This is a genomic window from Paeniglutamicibacter sp. (assembly GCF_046714615.1).
Classification (GTDB): Bacteria; Actinomycetota; Actinomycetes; order Actinomycetales; family Micrococcaceae; genus Paeniglutamicibacter.
Genome location: NZ_JBKKAP010000095.1, coordinates 63,120 through 83,130, shown reverse-complemented (window position 1 = coordinate 83,130; position 20,011 = coordinate 63,120). Strand labels below are relative to the sequence as shown.

Here is a 20,011-nt window from a genome sequence, read left to right as displayed (position 1 = left end):
ACGCGTTGCTTACCAGGTGGGCAATACCGGCAGTGGTCCGTCGGCTTCGATGTAACGTCCCTGGCCGCGGGCCAGCCATTCGATCATGCCCTCGCGGTCGGATTTCACGCTCAGGGCGCCGTCGCCGATCACCCACTCGTCGCCTTCCTCGGTCACTATCGTCATGCCCGGTGCGCCCTTGGCCCGCATGGTGCGCACCGCGGCCTCCACGGCGTTGAGCTGCGAGTCAGGGTCTGCCTCCGCGATGGTCCAGGCGGTGTCCAGGTCGTGGTGGTGGACGACGATCTCGGAGATGCGCAGTGCCACGATGGAGGTGGCGGGGATGATCTTGCCGTGCAGGTTCACTTCCTCGACCGCGAGCTCGCCGGTCAGCCGCTGGGTCTGCTCGGCGAAGTACTCCGCGGCCTCCCGGAAACGGGTGATGAGCTCCTCGCGGGGCAGCGCCGCGAGCGCGGCGATCTCTTCGGTGCGGGCCTCGGGGGATGCGTAGAGCTGCTGCTCTTCCCCGGTGGTGGCCCAGTCGATGAGCTTGACCAGGGAGCGGCCGTTGGAGGCGAGGTGGGCGATGACGTCGGCCCGGCTCCATCCCTCGCACAGGGACGGTGCGGTCATTTCGTCGTTGGACAGGGTCTCAATCGTGGCCAGCATCATGCCGGTTTCGCGGCCGAGGCGGGACAGGTCCGAGTGCAAGCGGGCTGAGTTGATCATGGTGAAACCATACCAACGGCTGGGCCGCAAAAGGTCCTGGAAGACGATCCATATCGAACCCGTATTGACTCAGAGGATTTCACCTTTGATTCCGGCCGTGGTCATCTAGCCGGGACCCGGACCCGGGCCCGCCGCGCCCTGTTTGTGTCGCCCGCGAGGGATAGATTGGTGAAATGACGGACGATAACCCCCGGACACCACGGCTGCTGTTCGATCCACCCGTGCCGGGGGACCGGGGCGCGGTCTTTGCCATCGCCAGCGACCCGCGCACCTGGGCGCACATCCCGGGTGAAAGGATCACCGAGCCGGCACGGGTCGAAGCCACACTGGCGATGTTTGGCCGCGGTTGGGAGGAACATGGTCTCTCGCATTGGGTCGTGCGGCTGGGAAGCGACGGACAGCACCCGGGGCTGAAGCAGGGCCAGGTGCTGGGGACCGGGGGAGTGCACCTCTTCGAGACGGACGATGAAAGCAAGATCTGGAATCTTGGCTACCGGTTGGACCCGGAATGCTGGGGCCAGGGGTTCGCCACCGAGCTGGCCCAACGGGCCGTGGTGTGCGCCGGCGAAACCCAGGCCGAGGTGCCGGTCGTTGCCCGGGTGCTTTCCACCAATCCGGCCTCCGCGAAGGTGGCGGCCAAGGCCGGGCTGCAGCTGCTGTGGGCGGGGGAAGCCTCGGAGAAGACCCGTGCCGCGGTGGGGCGGGAATCGGTGCAGCGACTCATTTTCGCCGACCGCATATTGGCGCCCGGGGTACTCGATTGGCTGGTCTCCCGCGGCTAGTTGCCCGTTCTGCAGCAGACCCGCCGGTGGCGCTACCCGTCCTCGCGCACGCGCCTGGCGAAGTTCAGCACGTGTTCCCTCAGCACGGTGATGCGCCGGCGGATCTCCGCTTCGCGATCAAAACCGATGTAGGGCAACGATTTCATCATGCGGACATTGGCAGGGCACTCGAACTCGGCACACACCAGGATGCCGATGGTGTCGCCGTCGCGGCCTGCCTGACCGCCCTGTTTGGCATTGAAGAACACCACGTCATTGGGAAGATCGACGTCCTCGCACCACGAGCATTGGGGGCGCTTGCGGATCTTGCCCTCCGTCTTGCGGAACATGATGCCGACGGGCGCATCGTCCAGGACCGTGACGACGTAGCCAACCAGCGGCAGTTTCGAATCCCGCCAACCCAGGAAATCCAGGTCGTCCCAGTTCAGGGCGTCGAAGTTTTCCGGGAGGGTGATGGCCTTGCGCTCGCGCAACGAGGCATTGATGAAGGATGAACGGATTTGTTTTTCTGAAAGGGAAAGCATGGAATTTGGTGTACCTAACTGTCTTGCCCCTCATCGTGGTGGCGAGCGGGAGGGGCCTGATTCGGGTGGGGGTAATTGATCCGCAGGCACGGTCGCGCAAGAGGCGCCGAGAACTTGGCAGCGGATGTGGGCGCGCCAAATGGGCGCGAAGTATCACCGAAAGTGGACAGTCTTATCTCGAGCCGGCGGAAAAGACGCCGGCTACCTCCGAACGCCCTCGGGGCGGTTGGGATGAGATCAAAATAGACATGCGAAAAAGTATACGCCCACGGGCCAGGCGACCTGCGGCACGCGGTCAGTCGCGCAGCAGGCTCCGCAACGGTGTCCAACCGATGGGAAGCGGGCCGCGGATATCGGCCCGTTCGCGATCTGCCGTGGCGGACCAACCCTGTGCAGCGGTCCCGCCATGCTCGCCGACTGCTCCGCGCGCCACCCGGAACCCGACATCCTCAAGCACGGCATCGGGTGCGCTGCCCCGGCGCACCGAGGCGCGGCAGCTCCACGGCTTGTCGTCCCAGCCGCCGCCGCGCAGACTCCTGTAGTCGCCGTAGCGTGCGGTGTTTGCATAGTCCCAGCACCATTCCCAGGCATTGCCGAGCATGTCGAAAAGACCGAAGCCGTTGGCCGCCTTGAGCCGGACAGGCTGCGGGCCGTCGACCGAGTCGCCAGCAGTCCACGCAATATCCGGCAGCGACCCATAGGTGGGTGCCGTCGTGCCTGCGCGGGCGGCATACTCCCATTCGGCCTCCGTGGGGAGCCGGTAGCCATCGGCAGCCACATTCCACACGACCTCACGCGTGCCAACCTGGTAGGCGGGCTCCAGCCCGGCGGCGACAGAAGCGGCATTGCACCAGAGCACCGCATTGAACCAGGTGACGGGGTGTGCAGGAACGTTCGGTTCCGCATGTGGCAAAGGGTCCGGGCCCGTGGCCTGCCCCCACTGGGCGCTGGTGACTGGTGTGTGGCCGAGCCGAAACGGGCGCAGTTGCACTTCGCGAACCAATGCCGAACGTGAATCGCGCATGCGAATGCTTCCGGACGGGAGCGAGGCCATTGAAAGTTCCACGATTCGATCATGCCCCGCGACCGGGGGACCGGGATAGCAGTCAGCCGCAGATGACGTCGCCCGGTTGGAGCAGGATGAGGTCGATGAATACCGAAACACTCTCAGTCAATGGTTTTCTGATGCGTGGGATCGCGTGGTAGTTGCCGAAACGATTCAGGTTGTCGGTCGTCGCGCCCCCCCGAACCATCGAATGGGCGCGCAGGTGAGGAAGTGGCGCGGTGGCCGGGGATGCTGTAGACCGGTCATATGTTCATCCGGCAACTCGAATACATGGTCGCCCTGGCGCGCGAGCGGCACTTCGTGCGCGCCGCCCAATCCTGTTCGGTGTCCCAGCCAGCGCTCTCGGAGGGAATCCGGAAGCTGGAGAAGGAGCTGGATGTTCCGCTGATCCGGCGGGGCAACAAGTTCGAGGGCCTGACCGCCGAAGGGCAGGAGCTTGTCATCTGGGCCCGGAAAATCCTCGCGGACCGGGATGCGATGAACGACGAGATCGGTGCGATGCGCACCGGGGTCCGCGGCCAGCTTCGCTTCGGCTCGATCCCCACCGCATCCATCGCGATGTCGCTGCTCAACGCGCCATTCTGCGACTTGCATCCCTTGGCGCGCGTCCAGGTGGTCTCAGGCCTGACATCCGAGGACGTTCTGGCGCGGCTGAGGTCCTACGAAATCGATGCCGGCATCACCTACATCCAGGACCCGGTGCCCGACGAATTCCGGGTGCTCCGGCTGTACCGGGAACGATACGTCCTGCTGACCGCCACGGACGCAGGCGCGTCGTCGTCGACGTCGGCAACGTGGACACAAGCCGCGGCACTCCCGCTTTGCCTGCTGGCCCCGAGCATGCAGGGCCGCCGGTACATTGACGACGTGTTTGCCGAGGCCGGCGTCAATCCGGAGCCAAGACTCGAAACCGACTCGGTGGCATCGCTCTTCGCGCATGTCACGACGGGTTCCTGGGCAACCATCGTGCCCACGGCTTGGCTGCATGTCTTCGGGGTTCCGGCCAATTTGCACGCCGTTCCGTTGGTTGGCCCGGAGCGCTCCGTTTCGGTCGGATTGCTCACCCTGGCCAGGGATCCTGCGCCGATCCTCGTGCGGGCATTGGCATCCGTGGCCGAATCGACGGATCTCACCTTCCTGGAGCAACTCCCGGCTGAGCACTAGCGATAGACACCGCTTATCGGTTCATCGTAGATGCTTCTTTGACGCCTATTGTGTAGGTGGTACAAAGTGGTTCCCCGGTGGCACGGTGCCCATGGGCGGGAGACAAAATGGCAAGGACAATAGGGGCCCGGGTCATCGCACCACGTGGCGGGAATGCGCCAAGACGTGCACCGGTTCCCCTCTCCTTGCTGGCCTTGGGCCCTGCCCAAGGGGACCGCCTGTCTGAATGGCGCGTTGGGCTGAGCGTTGCCGTCCCCTCGCTGGCCCTGTTGGCCGCCGGCTGGCCAGGGTTGATCATCTACGCCGTCTTCGGAGCCTTCATCGGCATGTACGGCAGGAACGAACCCCACCAACTGCGGGTCATCCACCAAGCCCAGGCGGCCGTGCTGCTCGTGGGAGGAACGTTGATCGGCATTGGGTTGTCCGCCCTGGGAGTGAAGCCATGGGCGCTCGTCCTGACCGAGGCCCTAATTGCGGGTGCGGGCTCTCTCTTCGCTGACCGGCACAGGCTCAAGCCCGCGGGCCCCTTCTTTTGCATATTTGCCCTTGGCGCCTGTGCCTCGGTTCCGCTGGCGGTGCCGTGGTGGTGCGCCGCGTTGGTCTGCGTCGGTTCGGCCGGCTTCGCCGTAATGGTCGGGTTCGCCGGCTGGGTCGGGAACCGGGTCTGGCAACCTGGAGCCGGACGACCAGTTGTGTCCGCCATGCCTGCAGAAGTACTCGTCCATGCGCTGCGCTATTTCCTGGCCGTCGGCATCGCCGGAGCCTTGGGAATCTTCATGGGCATCGGTCACCCCTACTGGGCCATGGCCGCAGGTGCCGTTCCGCTGGCCGCGGAGACCCTCGGGGCACGCATCCAGCGCGGCATCCACCGGGTTTTCGGAACACTTGCCGGCGTCGGGGTGACCGCCTTGATCCTCCTGCCGCGGCCCTCCATCATGGTCCTGGGACTATTGGTGGTCGCGCTGCAGTTCCCGAGCGAGTTGTTCATGGCGCGCCACTACGGATTGGCCCTGGTCTTCTTCACTCCGCTGATCCTGGCCATGACGTACCTGGCGGCACCAACGGATCCCGGCATCCTCATGGCCGACCGCGCCGTGGAGACTGTCATCGGGGCCGCCGCCGGCGTGCTGGTCGCGGTGTGCATCCGCGAACCGCGTCGGCCCGCGCTCCGCTGAGCCCGGGCGCCGGATCCCAACGCAACCTAGGAGCGAAGGGCGGGGCAGTTGGCGCCCAGAGCTCCTGCCAGCGCAGTCGCAGCCGCCTCGAGTGCGTCGGCGGGATCCTCCCCGGAAGCGATCAGCACCAGGCCCGGGTTCGCCGGGGCCGGCCGGTTGGCAGCACGGTGCTGGACCTCCACTCGTCCCGCGGCGAGCTGCAGCTCGTGCCAGCGACCCTCAAGTCCAAGCAGCGTTCCCTTGGCACGCGCCAGCCGGCTGGATTGATCTTTCAGTACCCGGACCACGTCAGCCACGTCGACCGGATCGGACACAGACAAGGTGCTGCTGGCGTGGGCGTCGGCATGCAGATCCGGTTTTTGGGCGGCGTTCCACGCTGGCTCCGGCTTCGGCGGCGCGCCTACGGCGAATGCGCGGGCGGCGGTGCGCTCAGGATGGCGGCGGTCTTGTTCCAGCAACCTCGCCTGGGGGGACACTGCAGAGCAGGCATCCAGCGCGGCGCCGATTTCCGCGGAGATCGCAAGGTCCGTCTTGGTCAGCAACACCACGTCGGCGGCGGCCAGCTGCCGGTGCACGGTGTCCCCGACATACTGATCGCGCAGCAGGCGGACCACGTCCGTGGCATCCGCACAGACGAGGACCGGCCCGGGCGCGAACCCGGGGTAACTGCCCCAGCTGGCGAGCTCGCCGGGGTCGCCCACCCCGCTGACCTCGCAGAGCACGTTGTCCAGGTCGGTGCGTGCAGCCAGCGCCGTCATGATGCGTGCCACGTCGTCGCTGAGTTGGCAACAGATGCAACCGTTGGTCAGCTCGATGGTGTCACCCTGGGCCGAGGCGATCAGGTCGGCATCGATGTTCACGGACCCGAAGTCGTTGACCACCACGGCGGTGCGCCCGGGCAGGGCGCCGGCCAGTAGCAGGTTGACCAGCGTTGTCTTGCCCGAGCCCAGGTACCCGCCGATGATGCCCAGCCGGGTGCTCACCGGGCCCCGGCCTTCGCCGTGGCCCGCACGTTGCTGACGTGGTGGCGTCCGCCGACCACGGTACCCAGGACGTGGATGTCGCCGATTTCCTCGCCCGGCACCTCGAGCGGATCCCGGGTGAGCACCGCCATGTCGGCGAATTTCCCGGCCTCCAGCGAGCCGATCTCATGGTCCATCTTGAGCATGTACGCCCCGCCCAGGGTGACTGCCTCGAGCGCCTGCTGCGCGCTGATGCGCTCGGCCTCGCCCATGACCCGTCCGGAGACGGTCAAGCGGGTCACCGCATGCTTCATGGTGTGCAGCGGGCCCAGCGGCGTGACGGGGGTGTCCGAATGCAGGGAAATCGGCACCCCGTGGCGCAGCGCGGTGGCCGTGGCGTTCATGCGTGCCGCGCGGTCCGGTCCCACGGTGATGTCCATGTGCTGGTCGCCCCACGCCCAGATGTGGTTGGCGAAGATGTTGGCGCAGGCCCCCAGGGCCGCCATGCGGCGGTATTGGGCAGTGGTGCTCATCTGCGAGTGGGTGCAGGTGTGCCGGTGGTCGGGCCGCGGGTGGGCGGTGAGCACGGCCTCGAGGGTGTCCAGGAAGAGCTGCGTGGTTTGGTCCCCGTTGCAGTGCACGTGCACCAGCAGACCTGCCGCGTGGAAGGTCTCGAAGGCCTCACGGAACTCCTCCGGGGTCACCGCCCAGATGCCGTTGGGCTGGTCGCCGTAGTAACCCGGCTCCAGCAATCGGGCGGTGAATCCCTGGATGGAGCCATCGAGCATGAGCTTGACGTTGCCAAAACGCAGCTTCTCGGTGGACAGGCCGCGCAGCTTCACCAGCCTCTCGGCTGCCTCGGCCAGCGAGAGCGCAACCGTTCCGACGCCGGCCCCGAAGTGGAAGACGTTCAGGCGTGCCGGGAAGGCGGAGTCCACCACCGAACGGTACAACTCGACCCCCGCATCGTCCATCAGGGACCTGGAGCCCAGGTCGGTGAGCGTGGTGGTGCCGGTGTTGACGCCGTCCTGCGCAAAGGCGGCAAGGGCCGCAGGGTTGATGTTCATCAGCCCGGTGCCCTCGGTCAACGGAGCCACCAGCCCCATCGCCGCAAATTCCTGCAATTCACCGGTGGGCAGGCCGGCCGCGTCCTTCACCACACCGGTGACCGTGGTGCTCGCGTCAATGGAGCAGCTGCGCAATGCCGCCGAGTTCACCGAGCACACATGCCCGCTGGTGTGGACGATGTGGACCGGGCGCGTGGTGGAGACCAGGTCCAGTTCCTTGACCGAGAGGCGTTGGCCGCTGAAGTAGATCGGGTCAAGCCCCCAGGCCAGCAGAGGGGTTTCCGGGTCCTCGATCTCGGCCTCCGCCTGGATGAGGCGCTCAATGACGTCGTCGATGGTGCGGCAGCCGGGCCAGCTCCTTCCATCGGGGGCAATGCGGTCAACGAGCCCCACATAGGTGTTTGCCCAGACGTTGCCCGAACCGGCGTGGCTGTGCGCCTCGACGAAGCCGGGGACGAGCACCGCATCGGCGTAGCGCTCGTCAAGCACGGCGCCGGGGTAGGCCATGAGTTCCGCGACGCTGCCCACGGCGCGGATCCGTTCCCCGCGCACGGCAACCGCCGCAGCGGTGGGGCGTGCCGGATCCAGGGTGCGAACGATGCTGGCGGGGTAGACGATGGTCTGTTCCATGTGATGTGTTCCTTTCACTGACTTCAAAAACGGGGGAGCTAGGCGATGCTCAGGGCGGGCACGGGAAGTGCGACAAGCTCCGAGTGGTGGCAGGCGCTGCGCTGGGTGGAGGAGCCCCCCGCGGGCCCGGACAGCTCGGGGCGCTCGGTGCGGCACTTCTCGCTGGCCAGCCAGCAGCGGGCGGCGAACGCGCACCCCGTGTAGCGCTTGCGCGGGCTGGGCAGGTCCCCGGTGAGCACGATCCGCTCGGTGGTGGTGTCCTCCGGATCCGGGACCGCCGAAAGCAGCGCCTTGGTGTAGGGGTGCTGCGGGTTGTTGAACACCTCGGCGGTGGACCCGATTTCCACCACCCGGCCCAGGTACATGACGGCGACCCGGTCCGCGAGATGCCTCACCACGCCGAGGTTGTGCGAGATGAACAGATAGGTCAGGTTGCGTTCGCGCTGCAGCCTGGCCAGCAGGTTCAGGATCTGCGCCTGGATTGACACGTCCAGGGCGCTGGTTGGCTCATCCAGCACCATGAACTCGGGGTGGGTGGCCAGCGCCCGCGCAATGGCGATGCGCTGGCGTTGGCCGCCGGAGAACTCGTGGGGATGGCGGGCCAGGACGTCCTCGGTCATGCCGACCTCGAGGATCGCCGCACGGGCCTCGTTGCGCGCCTCGGTGATGCTGCGCCCCGCGGCGAGCAGGGGCTCCATGATGGATCGGGCGATCGTGTAGGTCGGGTCCAGGGAATCGTTCGGGTCCTGGAAGACCATCTGCATGCGTTGGCGCTGGCGCTTGAGTTCCCGCCCGCGCACCGTATCCATGCGCTGCCCGCCAAACTCGATGTGCCCGCTGCTGGTGTGGCGCAACAACATGATGGCCCGCGCCAGCGTCGACTTGCCGCAGCCGGACTCGCCGACGATGCCCAGCGTTTCCCCGCGCCTCACCTGCAGGTCCACCGAATCAAGGGCGCGCACCGCGTTGCCGCCGCGCGCCGCGAATTCCTGGCCCACCTGGTGGCATTCAACCAGGATTTCTGCCTCGTGGGTGCTCATGGCTTCTCCTTGGCAATCAGTCCGTGGTTGGAGCGGACACAGCGCGCCGTGTGCCCGGCCGTTCGGGTGTCAAGCAGGTGTTGCGGTTCGGCGCAGCGTGCCTCGGCCAGCGGGCAGCGGGCCGCGAACCTGCAGCCCGGCAGCGACCTGTCCTCGGGCCTGATGCCGCCGCTGATTGCCGGCAGGTCGGTCCCTGCGGCGTGGGTGCGGCGCGGAATCGAGGCCAGCAGGCCGCGCGTGTAGGGGTGCGCGGGGTTTTCCATGACCTGCGCCGGGGTCCCCTCCTCCACGATCTGCCCCGCATACATGACCGCGACCCTGTCGCAGGTGCTGGCGATGACCCCGAGGTCGTGGGAGATCAACACCATGCCCATCCCCGTCTTGTCCCGCAGCTGGGTCAGCAACGACAGGATCTGCGCCTGCACGGTGACATCCAGTGCGGTGGTGGGTTCGTCGGCCACCAGCAACCGGGGATTCGCCGCCATGGCGATCGCGATCATGACGCGCTGGCGCATGCCCCCGGACATCTGGTGCGGGTACTGGCGCATCCGCAATTCCGGTTCCGGCACCTGGACCAAACCCAACAGTTCCAGGGCGCTTGCAGCGGCTCGGCGCTTGTCACGTTCCCCGTGCAGGCGCAGCACCTCGGAGATCTGGTCCCCGATCCGCATCACCGGGTTCAGTGCGCTCATGGGTTCCTGGAAGATCATCGACACGTCGTTGCCGCGGATCTTGGCCAACTCGCGCTCGCCGAGGCCCACGAGGTCCTTTCCCGCGACCTGGAGGCGGTGGGCCTCGGTGCGTGCCGCTGCCGGAAGCAACCCCAGCAGGGCCAGGCCAATGCTGGACTTGCCGCAGCCCGATTCGCCGATGATGCCCAGGATCTCGCCCTCGGCCACGTGCAGGTTGACGTCCGAGACGACATCCGGCCCGCTGCCATAGCCGATGTTCAGTCCCCATATATCCAGGGCTGCTCCGGTGGGGGTGTCCGATCCGGCGTGGGTATCCGGAACAACGTGCGTGGTGGAGGTCATGGCACGAGCCATCCCTTCTTCAGGTTGATGCGGAATGAGTAAGGGTCCGGTGCGTAGTCCTGGAGGCGCGAGGACCACAACTCCTGGCGCTGGGTCACCACGTACGGAACGATGTTCAGCACCTTGTCGGCGACTTCTTGCTCCAGGTCCAGCAGTGCTTCCTGGCGCTGCCGCGGCTCGACGGTCGTGTTCAGTGTCTGCCACAGGGCGGTGGCCTGTTCGCCCTGGTCGCCCGTGGTGTTGGTGGGCGCCTTTGGTGCCAGGAACCCGGAGAAGTAGGCGGAGGCATCGGCGCGCGCAACCCCGGGGATGGCGATGAGCCCGGTGAAATTGCCGGTGGCGTACTTCGAGAGGGTGTCGGCCCACGGCAGCGGGTTGAGCACCAAGTCGATGCCGACCTCGCGGAGTTGTTCCTTCATGACCTCGTAGAGGGCGACATCGCGGGAGAACGAGGCATCCGAGGGATAGGTGATGGTGACCTTGCTGCCGACGGCGTTGGCCCGTTCCAGCAGCTCGCGCGCACCCTCCGGGTCGTGGGTGTAGTGCGGCAAGTTCTCGGCGTGCTCGATCGCCGCCGGGTCACCGATCGGGACGATCCCGGAGACCTTGCCGTACCCGTAGCTGGCCAGCAGTGCGATCTTTTCCCTGTCCATCGCCCGGGAGATGGCCTGGCGGATCCGCAGGTCCGCGGTGGGTCCCTTGCGGGTGTCGACGAAGAGGTTCAGCGAGCGGGTCGCCGCGTTGTGCCCGATCTCGAAGCCTTCGCCCTCAACCTGCTCGGCCAGTTGCTGGTCGCCGAGCCAGATGGCGTCGACGCTTCCCTGCCGCAGGGCCGCCAGGCGGGATTGTTCGTCGGGGAAGATCTTGAAGTCGACGCCGTCAAGCAGGGGGAGCTTCGGATCCCAGTAGTGCTCGTTGCGGCGCAACTCCAGCACCACGTTGTCCTGCCAACCTGTCAGCTTGAACGGACCGGTGCCCATCGCTTCGCGTTGGCGCTGCTCCTTCGAGGCCGCCGAATACCATTTCTTGCTCACGATGCTGCCGGTTCCGGCATCGGAGACAACACCCATGAAGGTGCCGCTCGGGCCGGAGAGATGGGCATCAACCGTGTGCTTATCAACGACCGTTGCCGTCTCGAATTCGTTCAGCAGCCGGGCCTGGAGGTTTCCCGAATCGGCCATCGTTTCCAGGGAGTACTTCACGTCCTGGGCGGTGAGTGGATCGCCATTGCTGAATTTTGCGTTCTCCCGAAGATGGAAGCGGTAGGTGGTGGCATCGAGCTGCTCCCAGTCCTTGGCCAGACCCGGTTGGATGGCGCCACTGTCGTCCCGGGTCAGCAGGGGCTCGTAAATCTGCACCCAGAAGTTCATCCCGGAAAAGGCCTGCGAGGAGTAGGGGTCGATGCCGCCGGCCACGGGCTGGATGTCGGTGCCGTAGCTGAGGATGCCGCCGCGCACGGGCTCGGAAGGGACGTCCACGGAGGCGGCTGCGACGCCGCTGCAGCCCGTGAGGGCCAACAGCCCCGCTGCCAGCAGCGCGAGGGAGCTGTGGTTGCGCTTGATCATGGTGTGTCCTTTCGGCGGGAGCGACGTGCCACGGTCCCGGGGGCCGGGGCAGCGGCTATCTGGCGGCGTTGGATGACTGCCAGGAGCGGCGCCGTGGAGATGTTCAGGGCTCCGTCGCGCGGGGAGAGCAATTTCTGCAGCCCGTCCGCGATGAGGTTCCAGGCGATGGTCATCGCGATGATCACGGCCGCCGGAAGCAGTATGAGCATCGGTTCCCTGGCCATGAACCTCGTGGAGTCCGCGATCATGCGTCCCGCGGACGGGTCGGGCGGCAACACGCCCTGCCCCAGGAAGCTGAGGATGGATTCCATCAGCACCACGGTCGAGGCGGTTGCAGCAAACTGCACGAAGAGGGGGGTCAGCGAGTTGGGCAAGAGGTGCGATGCGGCGATGCGTATTCTGCCCACGCCGGAAATTTCTGCGGAGGTGACGAAGTCACGTTCCCGCAAGGAGATTGCCGGGGCGCGCATCACCCGGGCAAACCCGGGTGCCGAGATGATGGCCAGCGAGATGATGAGCGTCCAGATGCCGGGTCCGAAGATCACCCGGGTCACCAGGGCCAGCAGGATCGCGGGGATGGCAAGCAGCACGTCCACCGAGCGCATCACGATTCCGTCGAGTAGCCCACCGAAATAGCCGGCGAGGATGCCCGCGGTGGAACCGACGAGTGCCGCCAGCAGCGTCGAGGCAAGGGAGATCTGCAGTCCGGTCATGGTCGCTGCGGCAAGCCGCGTGAAATTGTCGCGTGCCAGGTTGTCGGTGCCCAACCAATGCTCGGCCGAGGGCGAGGCAAAGGGCATGTCGTTGATCTGGGTGACGGTGTAGGGGCTGAAGGCCGGCGTGAAGGCGGCGACAAGCGTCATGCACGCCACCAGGGCCAGGCCAAGGCCCAACGACGGATGTTTGCGGAGATGGTCTGCCATTCGGCGCATGGATGCGGGGACCGCAATGCCGCCGCGGACGACGCCTTGGGCGGGGTTGGCTGTAGTCATCTCAGTTCACCGTCCGGATTCGTGGGTCGATCAGCGGGTAGAGCATGTCGACGGCCAGGTTGATGGCGATGTACACGGCCCCGAGCACCAACACACAGCCCTGGATGGTCGGGTAGTCCGTTGAATTCAAGGCTTCGATCAGCATGGATCCCATGCCCGGAAGGGCAAAGATGGATTCGACAATGATGGTGCCGCCGATCATCGTGCCCAGCTGGATGCCGACCACGGTGCTGACAGGCACCAGGGCGTTTCGCAGTGCGTGGCGGATGACCAGCCGCGAGGTGTTCGCTCCCTTGGCGCGTGCGGTACGGATGTAGTCCTGGGACAGGGCGTCAAGCAGGGTGTTGCGGGTGTAGCGGCACAGGATCGCTCCCATGGGCAGGGCCAGCACCATGGCCGGGACCAGCATTTGCGCAATCGAGCGCACAGGATCCTCCCACAGGGGCGTATAGCCAATGAGCGGGAACTTCAGCGTGCGGGAGTTCGCAAGGATCAACACCGTTCCCACGACAAACGCAGGAACGGAGAGGAACAGGAACGACGCTGCACGAATTGCCGAATCGGCGACTTTTCCGCTGCGGACTGCCGAAAGCGCGCCGAACGGGATGCCGATGAGCAGGGAAAAGATGGTGGCGATGACGGCGAGCTCGACGCTTGCCGGAAGTCGTTCGGCGATCTGGGTGGTGATGTCGAACGGCCGGGTGAGTGAAGTGCCGAAGTCTCCGCTCAGCACCCCGCCGAGCCACACGACGAACTGCTCGTACCAGGGACGGGTCAGCCCAAGCTGTTCGCGGATTGCAGCCAGCGCCTCGGGATCAGGGTCTGAGGTGTTCAGGTATTGCGCGGCAGGGTCTCCGGGGATAAGCCGGACCATGCTGAAAACAAGGAGGGAGAGCGCGAACAGCACGAAGAGCGCTGTTCCGGTCCTCTTGGCCAAGTATCTAATCATGCGTTTTCTCCTGGGAATGTGTGCGGAGACCATTCGGGAAATTGATGCTTAGGGGCGGTGGGCGGCGTGGGAATCATGCCGGTCCCTGGACACTGCGGCTGCGGACGGCATGCCCACGTTGGATGAGCCGTAAAGTAGCGATCGCACTTGGAAGCTTGTGGCGGTCGTCACAGCCTATGTGTGTGAAACTGGTCGTAACAAGATCCAGTTTTCTTCATTTTCAGCAGTCCAGTTCAGGACCTGCGAGTGAGCGATGCGTGTGGGGGAGGGGTTGCGTGGAGCCGATACGGGAATCGCGCCCGCTGACGGGTGAGCCGCGTGCGGCGCGGATGGCATTGATTCCGGCGACACCCGGAACGCCTTTGGCGACGCGAGTGCGGCAAACTGTCCGCCAACTCATTGTCCGGGGAATCTGGCCTACCGGCTCGCGAATTCCATCAAGCCGAAAATTTGCCTATGACTTGGGCGTTTCTCGAACGACTGTGCAGAGCGCCTATCACGCACTCATTGATGAGGGATATTTGGTTCCTTCCGATCGGCGTGGCGTATTTGTCAGCGAGCGCTTGCCGGCGGTAGCCCAGGTCCTCGAACCCGAGTCGGCCGGCGGCGGCGACCGCTGGGAAGAATCGGTCCAATGGGATCGATGGGCCAGCGCGGGACGGGAGGCCGCGTGGCCCGAGCTCGAGCGCGAACGGCAATGGAACCGGTTCGAATTCCCGTTTGTTACGGGCCAGCACGACCCTGCCTTCTTCCCGGACGGGGCATGGCTGCGAGCACTGAAGAAAGCGCTGGGTGAGGAGCACCGGTACGCGAGCCTGGATGACCGCCGGGAGGACGATCCGCTCTTGCTGCAATCGCTGTGCGCCCGGGTCCTCACGGTGCGAGGGCTGCGCGTTTCTCCGGAGAACATACTTGTCACCATGGGTAGCCAGCAGGGCGTGCAACTGCTTGCCGAGACGACGCTTCGCTGGGGCGACAGGGTTGCCATGGAAAACCCGGGCTACATCGATGCAAGGCACGTGTTCCATCGAGTCGGGGCGCAGATGGTCTACGTTCCGGTGGATGCGGATGGGGCCATTCCGCAGCAGGACTACAGGGGTGCGCGGCTGCTCTTTGTCACGCCGAGCCATCAGCATCCGACGAACGTGACGCTGTCACTGGAGCGGCGCCTGCAGCTGATTGCCCAGGCCGAGGAGCAGGACTTCCTGATCGTGGAAGACGACTACGATGCCGAACTGCGCTACAGCGGCCAAACCAGCCCCTGCATGGCCAGCCTGGACCCCCATGGGCGGACCATCTACGTGGGCACATTATCCAAGGTGCTGGCTCCCGGCCTTCGAATGGGGTACGTGGTCGGCCCCAAGAAGCTCATTGCCGCGCTGCGCCAACGCCGTCGATATGCCCATCGCCAACCGCCCGGGCACATTCAGCGCGCCCTCGCCTTGTTGATGGATGAAGGGGACCTTGCCCGCTCGTATCGTCGCTACAGGAACGATCTGCGCCTGCGTTGGCATGCCGCCACGGAGTCCGCACGCGAGCTCTTTCCGCCGGATCAGATTCTGCCGCCCGGAGGGACCGGGCTGTGGCTGCGTACGGGGGTGTCGAGGCCCTCGTGCGAGATCGCCGCCGACGCCCGTGAGCACGGAATCCTGATTGACTCCGGCCACCACTACTTCTCCAACCCGCAGGACGGCAGCGGTTTCATCCGGGTGGGGTTCGGGGTGATCCCCGCCGAGCGCATTCCCGCGGGCATGCGGAGACTTGCGGCCCTGCTGCCCGGCGAAAAGGCTGCCTCCCTCGAGTGAACGAGGGAGGCAGCCCACTGGATTTGGTGCGGTGCGGGGATGGCGCTAGCCGGCGTTGACGGCGGCCCTGGTGATCGGCCAGCCGGTGACCACCTTGGGACGCGGGGTTGCATAGGTGCGCACCTTGGAGGTGCTCAGCCCCAACCGGACCAGCGACTCGGCGATGGTGACAGCTGCCCGCACCCCGTCCACGATCGGCACGCCGGTGGCCGCGGCAACCTTGGCCTCGAGCTCGGCCATCCCGCCGCAGCCCAGCACGATGACCTCGGCCTTGTCGTTTTCCACCGCCTGGCGGGACTGCTCCACGATGGCGGCCACCGCGCGGTCGGCGTCCGATTCAAGCTCGAGCACACTCAGCCCGCTGGCGCGCACCGAGGCGCAGCGGTCGGAGAGCCCGGCCAGCTTCAGCCGGTCCTCGATCAACGGCACTGTCCTGTCCAGCGTGGTGACCACTGAGTACTTGTGGCCCAGGAACTGGGCGGTGGAGGCCGCCGCCTCGGTGATGTCCACGACCGGCACGTCCAGCAGTTCCTGGAGTCCCTCGCGGCCGTGTTCGCCGTAGCCTGCCTGGATGACCGCGTCGAAGGGTTCGGTGTAGTTGACGACCTTGTCCATGACGGCGATGGCGGCGAGGTAGCTTTCGAAGTTTCCCTCGCAGGAGTCGGCGCCGAAGTTCGGCGTCAGTTCGATGATCTCGGTGTCCGGGGAGGCTGCCGAGCGGGCCGAGTCGCCGATGGACCGGGTCATGGACGCGGTGGTGTTGACGTTGAGGACCAGAATTCGCATGGGGAAAACTCCTGTGGTGCTGGTGGAACCGGTGGAATGTCGGTGACTAGTGGAGGGGGGCCACGGCGATGGCCTCGCCGTCGATGTCCTGGTGGACCTGGCCGCGCTTGGCGATTGCCAGGTAGATGAGGGCGCCGAGGCCCGAACCGATGAACCAGGCGAAGGCCGAGACGTGGCCGAGGGACGGGGAGAACGCGAGGATCAGGGCGGCGACGGCCGAGATGCCCAGTGCGATGATGGCGCGGAAGTTCACGCCGCGGGTGAAGTAGTACGTCCCCTGGGGGTTGGCGCGGTAGAGGTCCGGGACGTTGATCCGGGCGCGGCGCAGGATCCAGTAGTCGGCCATGATGATGCCGAACAGCGGGCCCAGCAGGGCGCCCAGGCCGCCGAGGAAGTAGGTGATGACCGCGGGGGAGTTGTAGAGGTTCCACGGCAGGATCAGCAGGCCGATGACGCCGGAGATGATGCCGGCGCGGCGGAAGTTCAGCACCTTCGGGAAGAGGTTGGTCAGCGCGTAGATCGGGGCCACGAAGTTGGCCATCAGGTTCACCGCGATGGTCAGGATCAGCAGGGCCATGGAGGCGGCAAGCAGCAGGAAGGTGTTCGGGATGGCGGCAACGACGTCCGAGGGGCTGTCGATGATGGTGCCGTCGATCTTGAATTGTGCACCGGTCATGACCACGACGATCAGGCCGAAGAGCAGCATGTTCAGCGGGATGCCCCAGAAGTTTCCGCGCACGATCGAGCCCTTGGACTTGGCGCTGCGGGTGAAGTCGCAGAAGTTCAATACGAAGGTGGCGTAGATGGAGACCCACAGGGCGCCGCCGCCGAGAATTCCGAGCCACATGTCGAGCCCGGTCTTGGTGTCGCCGGTGGACCAGGCGATGGAGCCGCCGGCCTGGGTGAACATCCAGACGGCCAGCGCGCCCATGGTGACAAGGATGACGGGGCCGGCGAAGGCCTCGTACTTGCGGATCATTTCCATGCCGTAGCTGACGATGACAAGCTGCAGTGCCCAGAGGGCCACGAAGCAGATCCAGCCGAGCGTGGAAAGGCCCAGGAAGCTGTTGGAGTTGAGGGTCGCGGCGGTAGGGGCCACGGCCAGGATCATGACGACCAGCACGACGGAGGCCAGGTACGTCTGGATGCCGAACCAGGCAATGGCCACCGCACCGCGCAGGAGTGCGGGAATCTGGGCCCCGCGGATGCCGAAGGCAATGCGGCTCATGACCGGGAACGGGACGCCGGTCTTTTCGCCCATGAAGCCGGAAAAGTTCAGCAGCCCGAAGAGCAGGAGTGCGCCGAAGCCCAGGGCCAGCAGGATCTGCCAGCCGCCCAGGCCGAGTGCGAAGAGCCCGATCGCAAATGCGTAGTTTCCAAGGGAGTGGACGTCGTTGGCCCAGAGCGTGAAGATGCTGTAGCTGGACCAGGTCCTTCCCGCCTTGGTGGTGGGTGCCAGGTCGCTGTTGTATAGCGAGGCACTGAGTCCATGGGGATTCAGTTCGTGCTGGGCCACCGGCGGGACGCTGGATTCTGACGTCGCTATGCGCACATCTGGATGGGTCATAAGAACTCGTACCTTTCACCACGGGGGTGTGACGGAGATTACTTGGTTGATCGATAATGGCATGGTTCCACGTAAAAGAAAAGCATTTTCACCTAGTGGAATTATTGCGGAATTCTCGCGGACGCCGGCCGGGCCCGTTCGGGAGCGGCCGTGGCGGCGTAAAGCATCAGGTGCGCGGGCGTGGGGTTGGCGATGCCGTGTTGCGGACGTCTTGACAGTGACTCAGGCCACTCGCTAGAGTTCTCATCAAGCAATAAACATATTTCACAATATGGAAATTGGAACCATGAAGGAGTCGAAGATGACCTACACCGTCAACTGTTCAATCCTGCTCACCGAGCTCCCCCTGCTTGAACGCGCCGCCGCGGCCAAGGCAGCTGGCTTCGACAGCGTTGAATTCTGGTGGCCATTCGCCACGGCGGTACCCGCCGACTCCGAGGTCGACGCATTCATTGCCTCCATCAAGAACGCCGGCGTCACGCTCCAGGGCCTGAACTTCTTCGCCGGCGACATGCCGGCCGGAGACCGCGGACTGGTTTCCTGGGTCGGACGCGAATCCGAGTTCCTCGACAACATCGACGTGGTCACCGCCATCGGCGAAGCCACCGGTTGCAAGGGATTCAACGCCCTCTACGGCAACCGCCAGCCTGGGATCGACGGCCAGGCGCAAGACAAACTGGCCATTTCCAACCTGGTCGCAGCCGCCAAGGGCGTCGAGCGCATCGGCGGAACGGTGTTGCTCGAACCGATCTCGGGTTCCGAGACCTACCCGCTAAAGACCTCCGCCGATGCCTTCTTCGTCCTGCAGAAGGTCCACGCCGCGGGCGCAGGAAACGTCAAGTTGCTCGCCGACTTCTACCATCTGGCCGTGAACGGCGACGACGTGGCCAAGCTGATCGAGGACCACGCCCACGAATTCGGCCACATCCAGATCGCCGACGATCCGGGACGCGGGGCACCGGGCACCGGAACCCTCCAGCTGGGCGAATGGATCACCCGCTCCCGCGACCTCGGCTACGCCGGCGGCGTCGCCCTTGAATACAAGGCGGCACACACCGAGGCCTTCAACTGGCTCATCCGCCAGCCTGCCTAACCCGCACCCCCCCAGCAATTCATCGGGCCATCCACACACAGGCCACCAACACACAAGTTTTCAGGAGCACGGCATGTCGAACACGCAAAAGATCGCATTCATCGGCCTGGGCATCATGGGTCTTCCGATGGCCATCAACCTTGCCAAGGCAGGCTTCGAAGTCACCGGTTACAACCGCAGCCCGGAAAAGACCGCTGAACTCGCGGCCGCGGGCGGCAAGGGCTCCGGCTCGATCCCCGAGGCAGTTGCCGACGCCGACGTCGTCATCACCATGGTCCCGGATTCCGCGGACGTCGAAGCAGTGGTCACCGGCGAGGCCGGGGTCTTTGCCCACGCCAAGGCCGGCGCCCTGTGGATCGACAACTCCTCGATCCGGCCCGACGTGGCTGCGCGCCTGTCCGACGAGGCCCGCGCCGCAGGCATCCGCCCGCTCGACGCCCCGGTCTCCGGCGGCGAGGCAGGCGCCATCGGTGGCGTGCTCTCCATCATGGTCGGCGGCGAGGAAGCAGACTTCGCCGCCGCCGAAGCCGTCTTCAATGCCGTCGGCAAGACCATCGTGCTGGTGGGCCCCTCGGGTTCCGGCCAGACCGTCAAGGCAGCCAACCAGCTGATCGTTGCGGCGAACATCCAGGCGCTGTCCGAGGCCGTGGTGTTCCTTGAGGCATACGGCGTCGACACCGACGCCGCGTTGACTGTCCTGGGCGGCGGGCTGGCCGGCTCCAAGGTGCTGGACCAGAAGGGCCGGAAGATCCTGGACCGGTCCTTCGAGCCCGGCTTCCGCCTGGCCTTGCACCACAAGGACATGGGCATCGTGACCTCCGCTGCCCGCGAGGCAGGCGTCGTGCTTCCGCTCGGCGCACTCGTCGCACAGCTCGTGGCCTCCACCGTGGCCAGCGGCGACGGCGCCCTGGACCACTCAGGACTCTTCCGCGGCGTACAACGCCTCAGCGGATCCGCGGACGTGCCGGCCGAACCCGTGGCCGCCAAGCAGCAATAAGCACCGCCCACCTTCCCGGATCCTGCGCGACGAGCACCACACCGCGCCCCGGTACACCACACTTCATCCCGCCCCCGCCCGGCATGCTCCGGAAAGGGGGACTGA

Annotated in this window: 18 protein-coding genes; 6 read left to right on the top strand and 12 right to left on the bottom strand. The window is 65.8% G+C overall.

What is annotated here, in order from left to right:
• Nucleotides 1-9: 9 nt before the first annotated feature.
• Nucleotides 10-708 (bottom strand): maleylpyruvate isomerase family mycothiol-dependent enzyme, encoded by a 699-nt coding sequence (locus ACLQ7E_RS11945; protein WP_411732796.1) that lies wholly within the window; start codon nt 706-708, stop codon nt 10-12.
• A gap of 173 nt (nt 709-881) precedes the next feature.
• Here ACLQ7E_RS11945 and ACLQ7E_RS11940 point away from each other — a divergent pair, with 173 nt between their 5' ends.
• Nucleotides 882-1,490, top strand: coding sequence for a GNAT family N-acetyltransferase (locus ACLQ7E_RS11940; protein ID WP_411732795.1), 609 nt, complete (start codon nt 882-884; stop codon nt 1,488-1,490).
• Nucleotides 1,491-1,522: 32 nt separating this feature from the next.
• On the opposite strand, the gene ACLQ7E_RS11935 is transcribed toward ACLQ7E_RS11940, so the two are convergent.
• Together ACLQ7E_RS11935 and ACLQ7E_RS11930 are read right to left on the bottom strand one after the other, a co-directional pair.
• Nucleotides 1,523-2,014 (bottom strand): FBP domain-containing protein, encoded by a 492-nt coding sequence (locus ACLQ7E_RS11935; protein ID WP_411732794.1) that lies wholly within the window; start codon nt 2,012-2,014, stop codon nt 1,523-1,525.
• Between the two features lie 295 nt (nt 2,015-2,309).
• Nucleotides 2,310-3,068 carry a formylglycine-generating enzyme family protein gene (locus ACLQ7E_RS11930; RefSeq protein WP_411732798.1) on the bottom strand — a complete coding sequence of 253 codons (759 nt, stop codon included), beginning with the start codon at nt 3,066-3,068 and terminating at the stop codon, nt 2,310-2,312.
• A 258-nt stretch (nt 3,069-3,326) separates the two neighbouring features.
• On the opposite strand from ACLQ7E_RS11930, the gene ACLQ7E_RS11925 reads away from it, so the two are divergent.
• Together ACLQ7E_RS11925 and ACLQ7E_RS11920 are read left to right on the top strand one after the other, a co-directional pair.
• Nucleotides 3,327-4,244: a LysR family transcriptional regulator gene (locus ACLQ7E_RS11925; protein ID WP_411732793.1), complete on the top strand. Its 918-nt coding sequence runs from the start codon at nt 3,327-3,329 to the stop codon at nt 4,242-4,244.
• Between the two features lie 107 nt (nt 4,245-4,351).
• A complete protein-coding gene (locus tag ACLQ7E_RS11920; RefSeq protein ID WP_411732792.1) occupies nt 4,352-5,419 on the top strand; it encodes an FUSC family protein in 1,068 nt (355 codons plus the stop codon).
• Between the two features lie 26 nt (nt 5,420-5,445).
• Here the strand turns inward: ACLQ7E_RS11920 and ACLQ7E_RS11915 are convergent, their stop codons facing one another.
• Genes ACLQ7E_RS11915 through ACLQ7E_RS11885 form a run of 7 tightly spaced genes read right to left on the bottom strand, consistent with a single transcriptional unit; the run spans nt 5,446 to nt 13,658 of the window.
• Complete coding sequence (locus ACLQ7E_RS11915) at nt 5,446-6,402, bottom strand: CobW family GTP-binding protein (RefSeq protein ID WP_411732791.1); 957 nt, start codon at nt 6,400-6,402, stop codon at nt 5,446-5,448.
• Nucleotides 6,399-8,078 carry an amidohydrolase gene (locus tag ACLQ7E_RS11910; protein WP_411732790.1) on the bottom strand — a complete coding sequence of 560 codons (1,680 nt, stop codon included), beginning with the start codon at nt 8,076-8,078 and terminating at the stop codon, nt 6,399-6,401. Before ACLQ7E_RS11910 ends, ACLQ7E_RS11915 begins: the two co-directional genes overlap by 4 nt.
• A gap of 38 nt (nt 8,079-8,116) precedes the next feature.
• A complete protein-coding gene (locus ACLQ7E_RS11905; RefSeq protein ID WP_411732789.1) occupies nt 8,117-9,118 on the bottom strand; it encodes an ABC transporter ATP-binding protein in 1,002 nt (333 codons plus the stop codon).
• Complete coding sequence (locus ACLQ7E_RS11900) at nt 9,115-10,152, bottom strand: ABC transporter ATP-binding protein (RefSeq protein ID WP_411732788.1); 1,038 nt, start codon at nt 10,150-10,152, stop codon at nt 9,115-9,117. The genes ACLQ7E_RS11905 and ACLQ7E_RS11900 overlap by 4 nt, the downstream gene beginning before the upstream one ends.
• Complete coding sequence (locus ACLQ7E_RS11895; protein WP_411732787.1) at nt 10,149-11,717, bottom strand: ABC transporter substrate-binding protein; 1,569 nt, start codon at nt 11,715-11,717, stop codon at nt 10,149-10,151. Before ACLQ7E_RS11895 ends, ACLQ7E_RS11900 begins: the two co-directional genes overlap by 4 nt.
• Nucleotides 11,714-12,709 carry an ABC transporter permease gene (locus ACLQ7E_RS11890; protein ID WP_411732786.1) on the bottom strand — a complete coding sequence of 332 codons (996 nt, stop codon included), beginning with the start codon at nt 12,707-12,709 and terminating at the stop codon, nt 11,714-11,716. The genes ACLQ7E_RS11895 and ACLQ7E_RS11890 overlap by 4 nt, the downstream gene beginning before the upstream one ends.
• 1 nt (nt 12,710) lies before the next feature.
• Nucleotides 12,711-13,658: an ABC transporter permease gene (locus tag ACLQ7E_RS11885; RefSeq protein ID WP_411732785.1), complete on the bottom strand. Its 948-nt coding sequence runs from the start codon at nt 13,656-13,658 to the stop codon at nt 12,711-12,713.
• A 44-nt stretch (nt 13,659-13,702) separates the two neighbouring features.
• Between ACLQ7E_RS11885 and ACLQ7E_RS11880 the strand changes: the two genes are divergently transcribed.
• The gene (locus tag ACLQ7E_RS11880; protein ID WP_411732784.1) at nt 13,703-15,463 is read left to right on the top strand and encodes a PLP-dependent aminotransferase family protein; all 1,761 of its coding nucleotides are present in this window, start codon (nt 13,703-13,705) and stop codon (nt 15,461-15,463) included.
• Nucleotides 15,464-15,508: 45 nt separating this feature from the next.
• Here ACLQ7E_RS11880 and ACLQ7E_RS11875 read toward each other — a convergent pair whose 3' ends face one another.
• Both ACLQ7E_RS11875 and ACLQ7E_RS11870 read right to left on the bottom strand, forming a co-directional pair.
• Complete coding sequence (locus ACLQ7E_RS11875) at nt 15,509-16,249, bottom strand: aspartate/glutamate racemase family protein (RefSeq protein WP_411732783.1); 741 nt, start codon at nt 16,247-16,249, stop codon at nt 15,509-15,511.
• A gap of 46 nt (nt 16,250-16,295) precedes the next feature.
• Nucleotides 16,296-17,816, bottom strand: coding sequence for an NCS1 family nucleobase:cation symporter-1 (locus ACLQ7E_RS11870; RefSeq protein WP_411732782.1), 1,521 nt, complete (start codon nt 17,814-17,816; stop codon nt 16,296-16,298).
• A 301-nt stretch (nt 17,817-18,117) separates the two neighbouring features.
• Here ACLQ7E_RS11870 and ACLQ7E_RS11865 point away from each other — a divergent pair, with 301 nt between their 5' ends.
• Nucleotides 18,118-18,909: a hydroxypyruvate isomerase family protein gene (locus ACLQ7E_RS11865; RefSeq protein WP_411732797.1), complete on the top strand. Its 792-nt coding sequence runs from the start codon at nt 18,118-18,120 to the stop codon at nt 18,907-18,909.
• A gap of 73 nt (nt 18,910-18,982) precedes the next feature.
• On the top strand, nt 18,983-19,906 hold the full coding sequence (locus tag ACLQ7E_RS11860; protein WP_411732781.1) for a 2-hydroxy-3-oxopropionate reductase: 924 nt from the start codon (nt 18,983-18,985) through the stop codon (nt 19,904-19,906).
• The last annotated feature ends 105 nt before the right edge of the window (nt 19,907-20,011 follow it).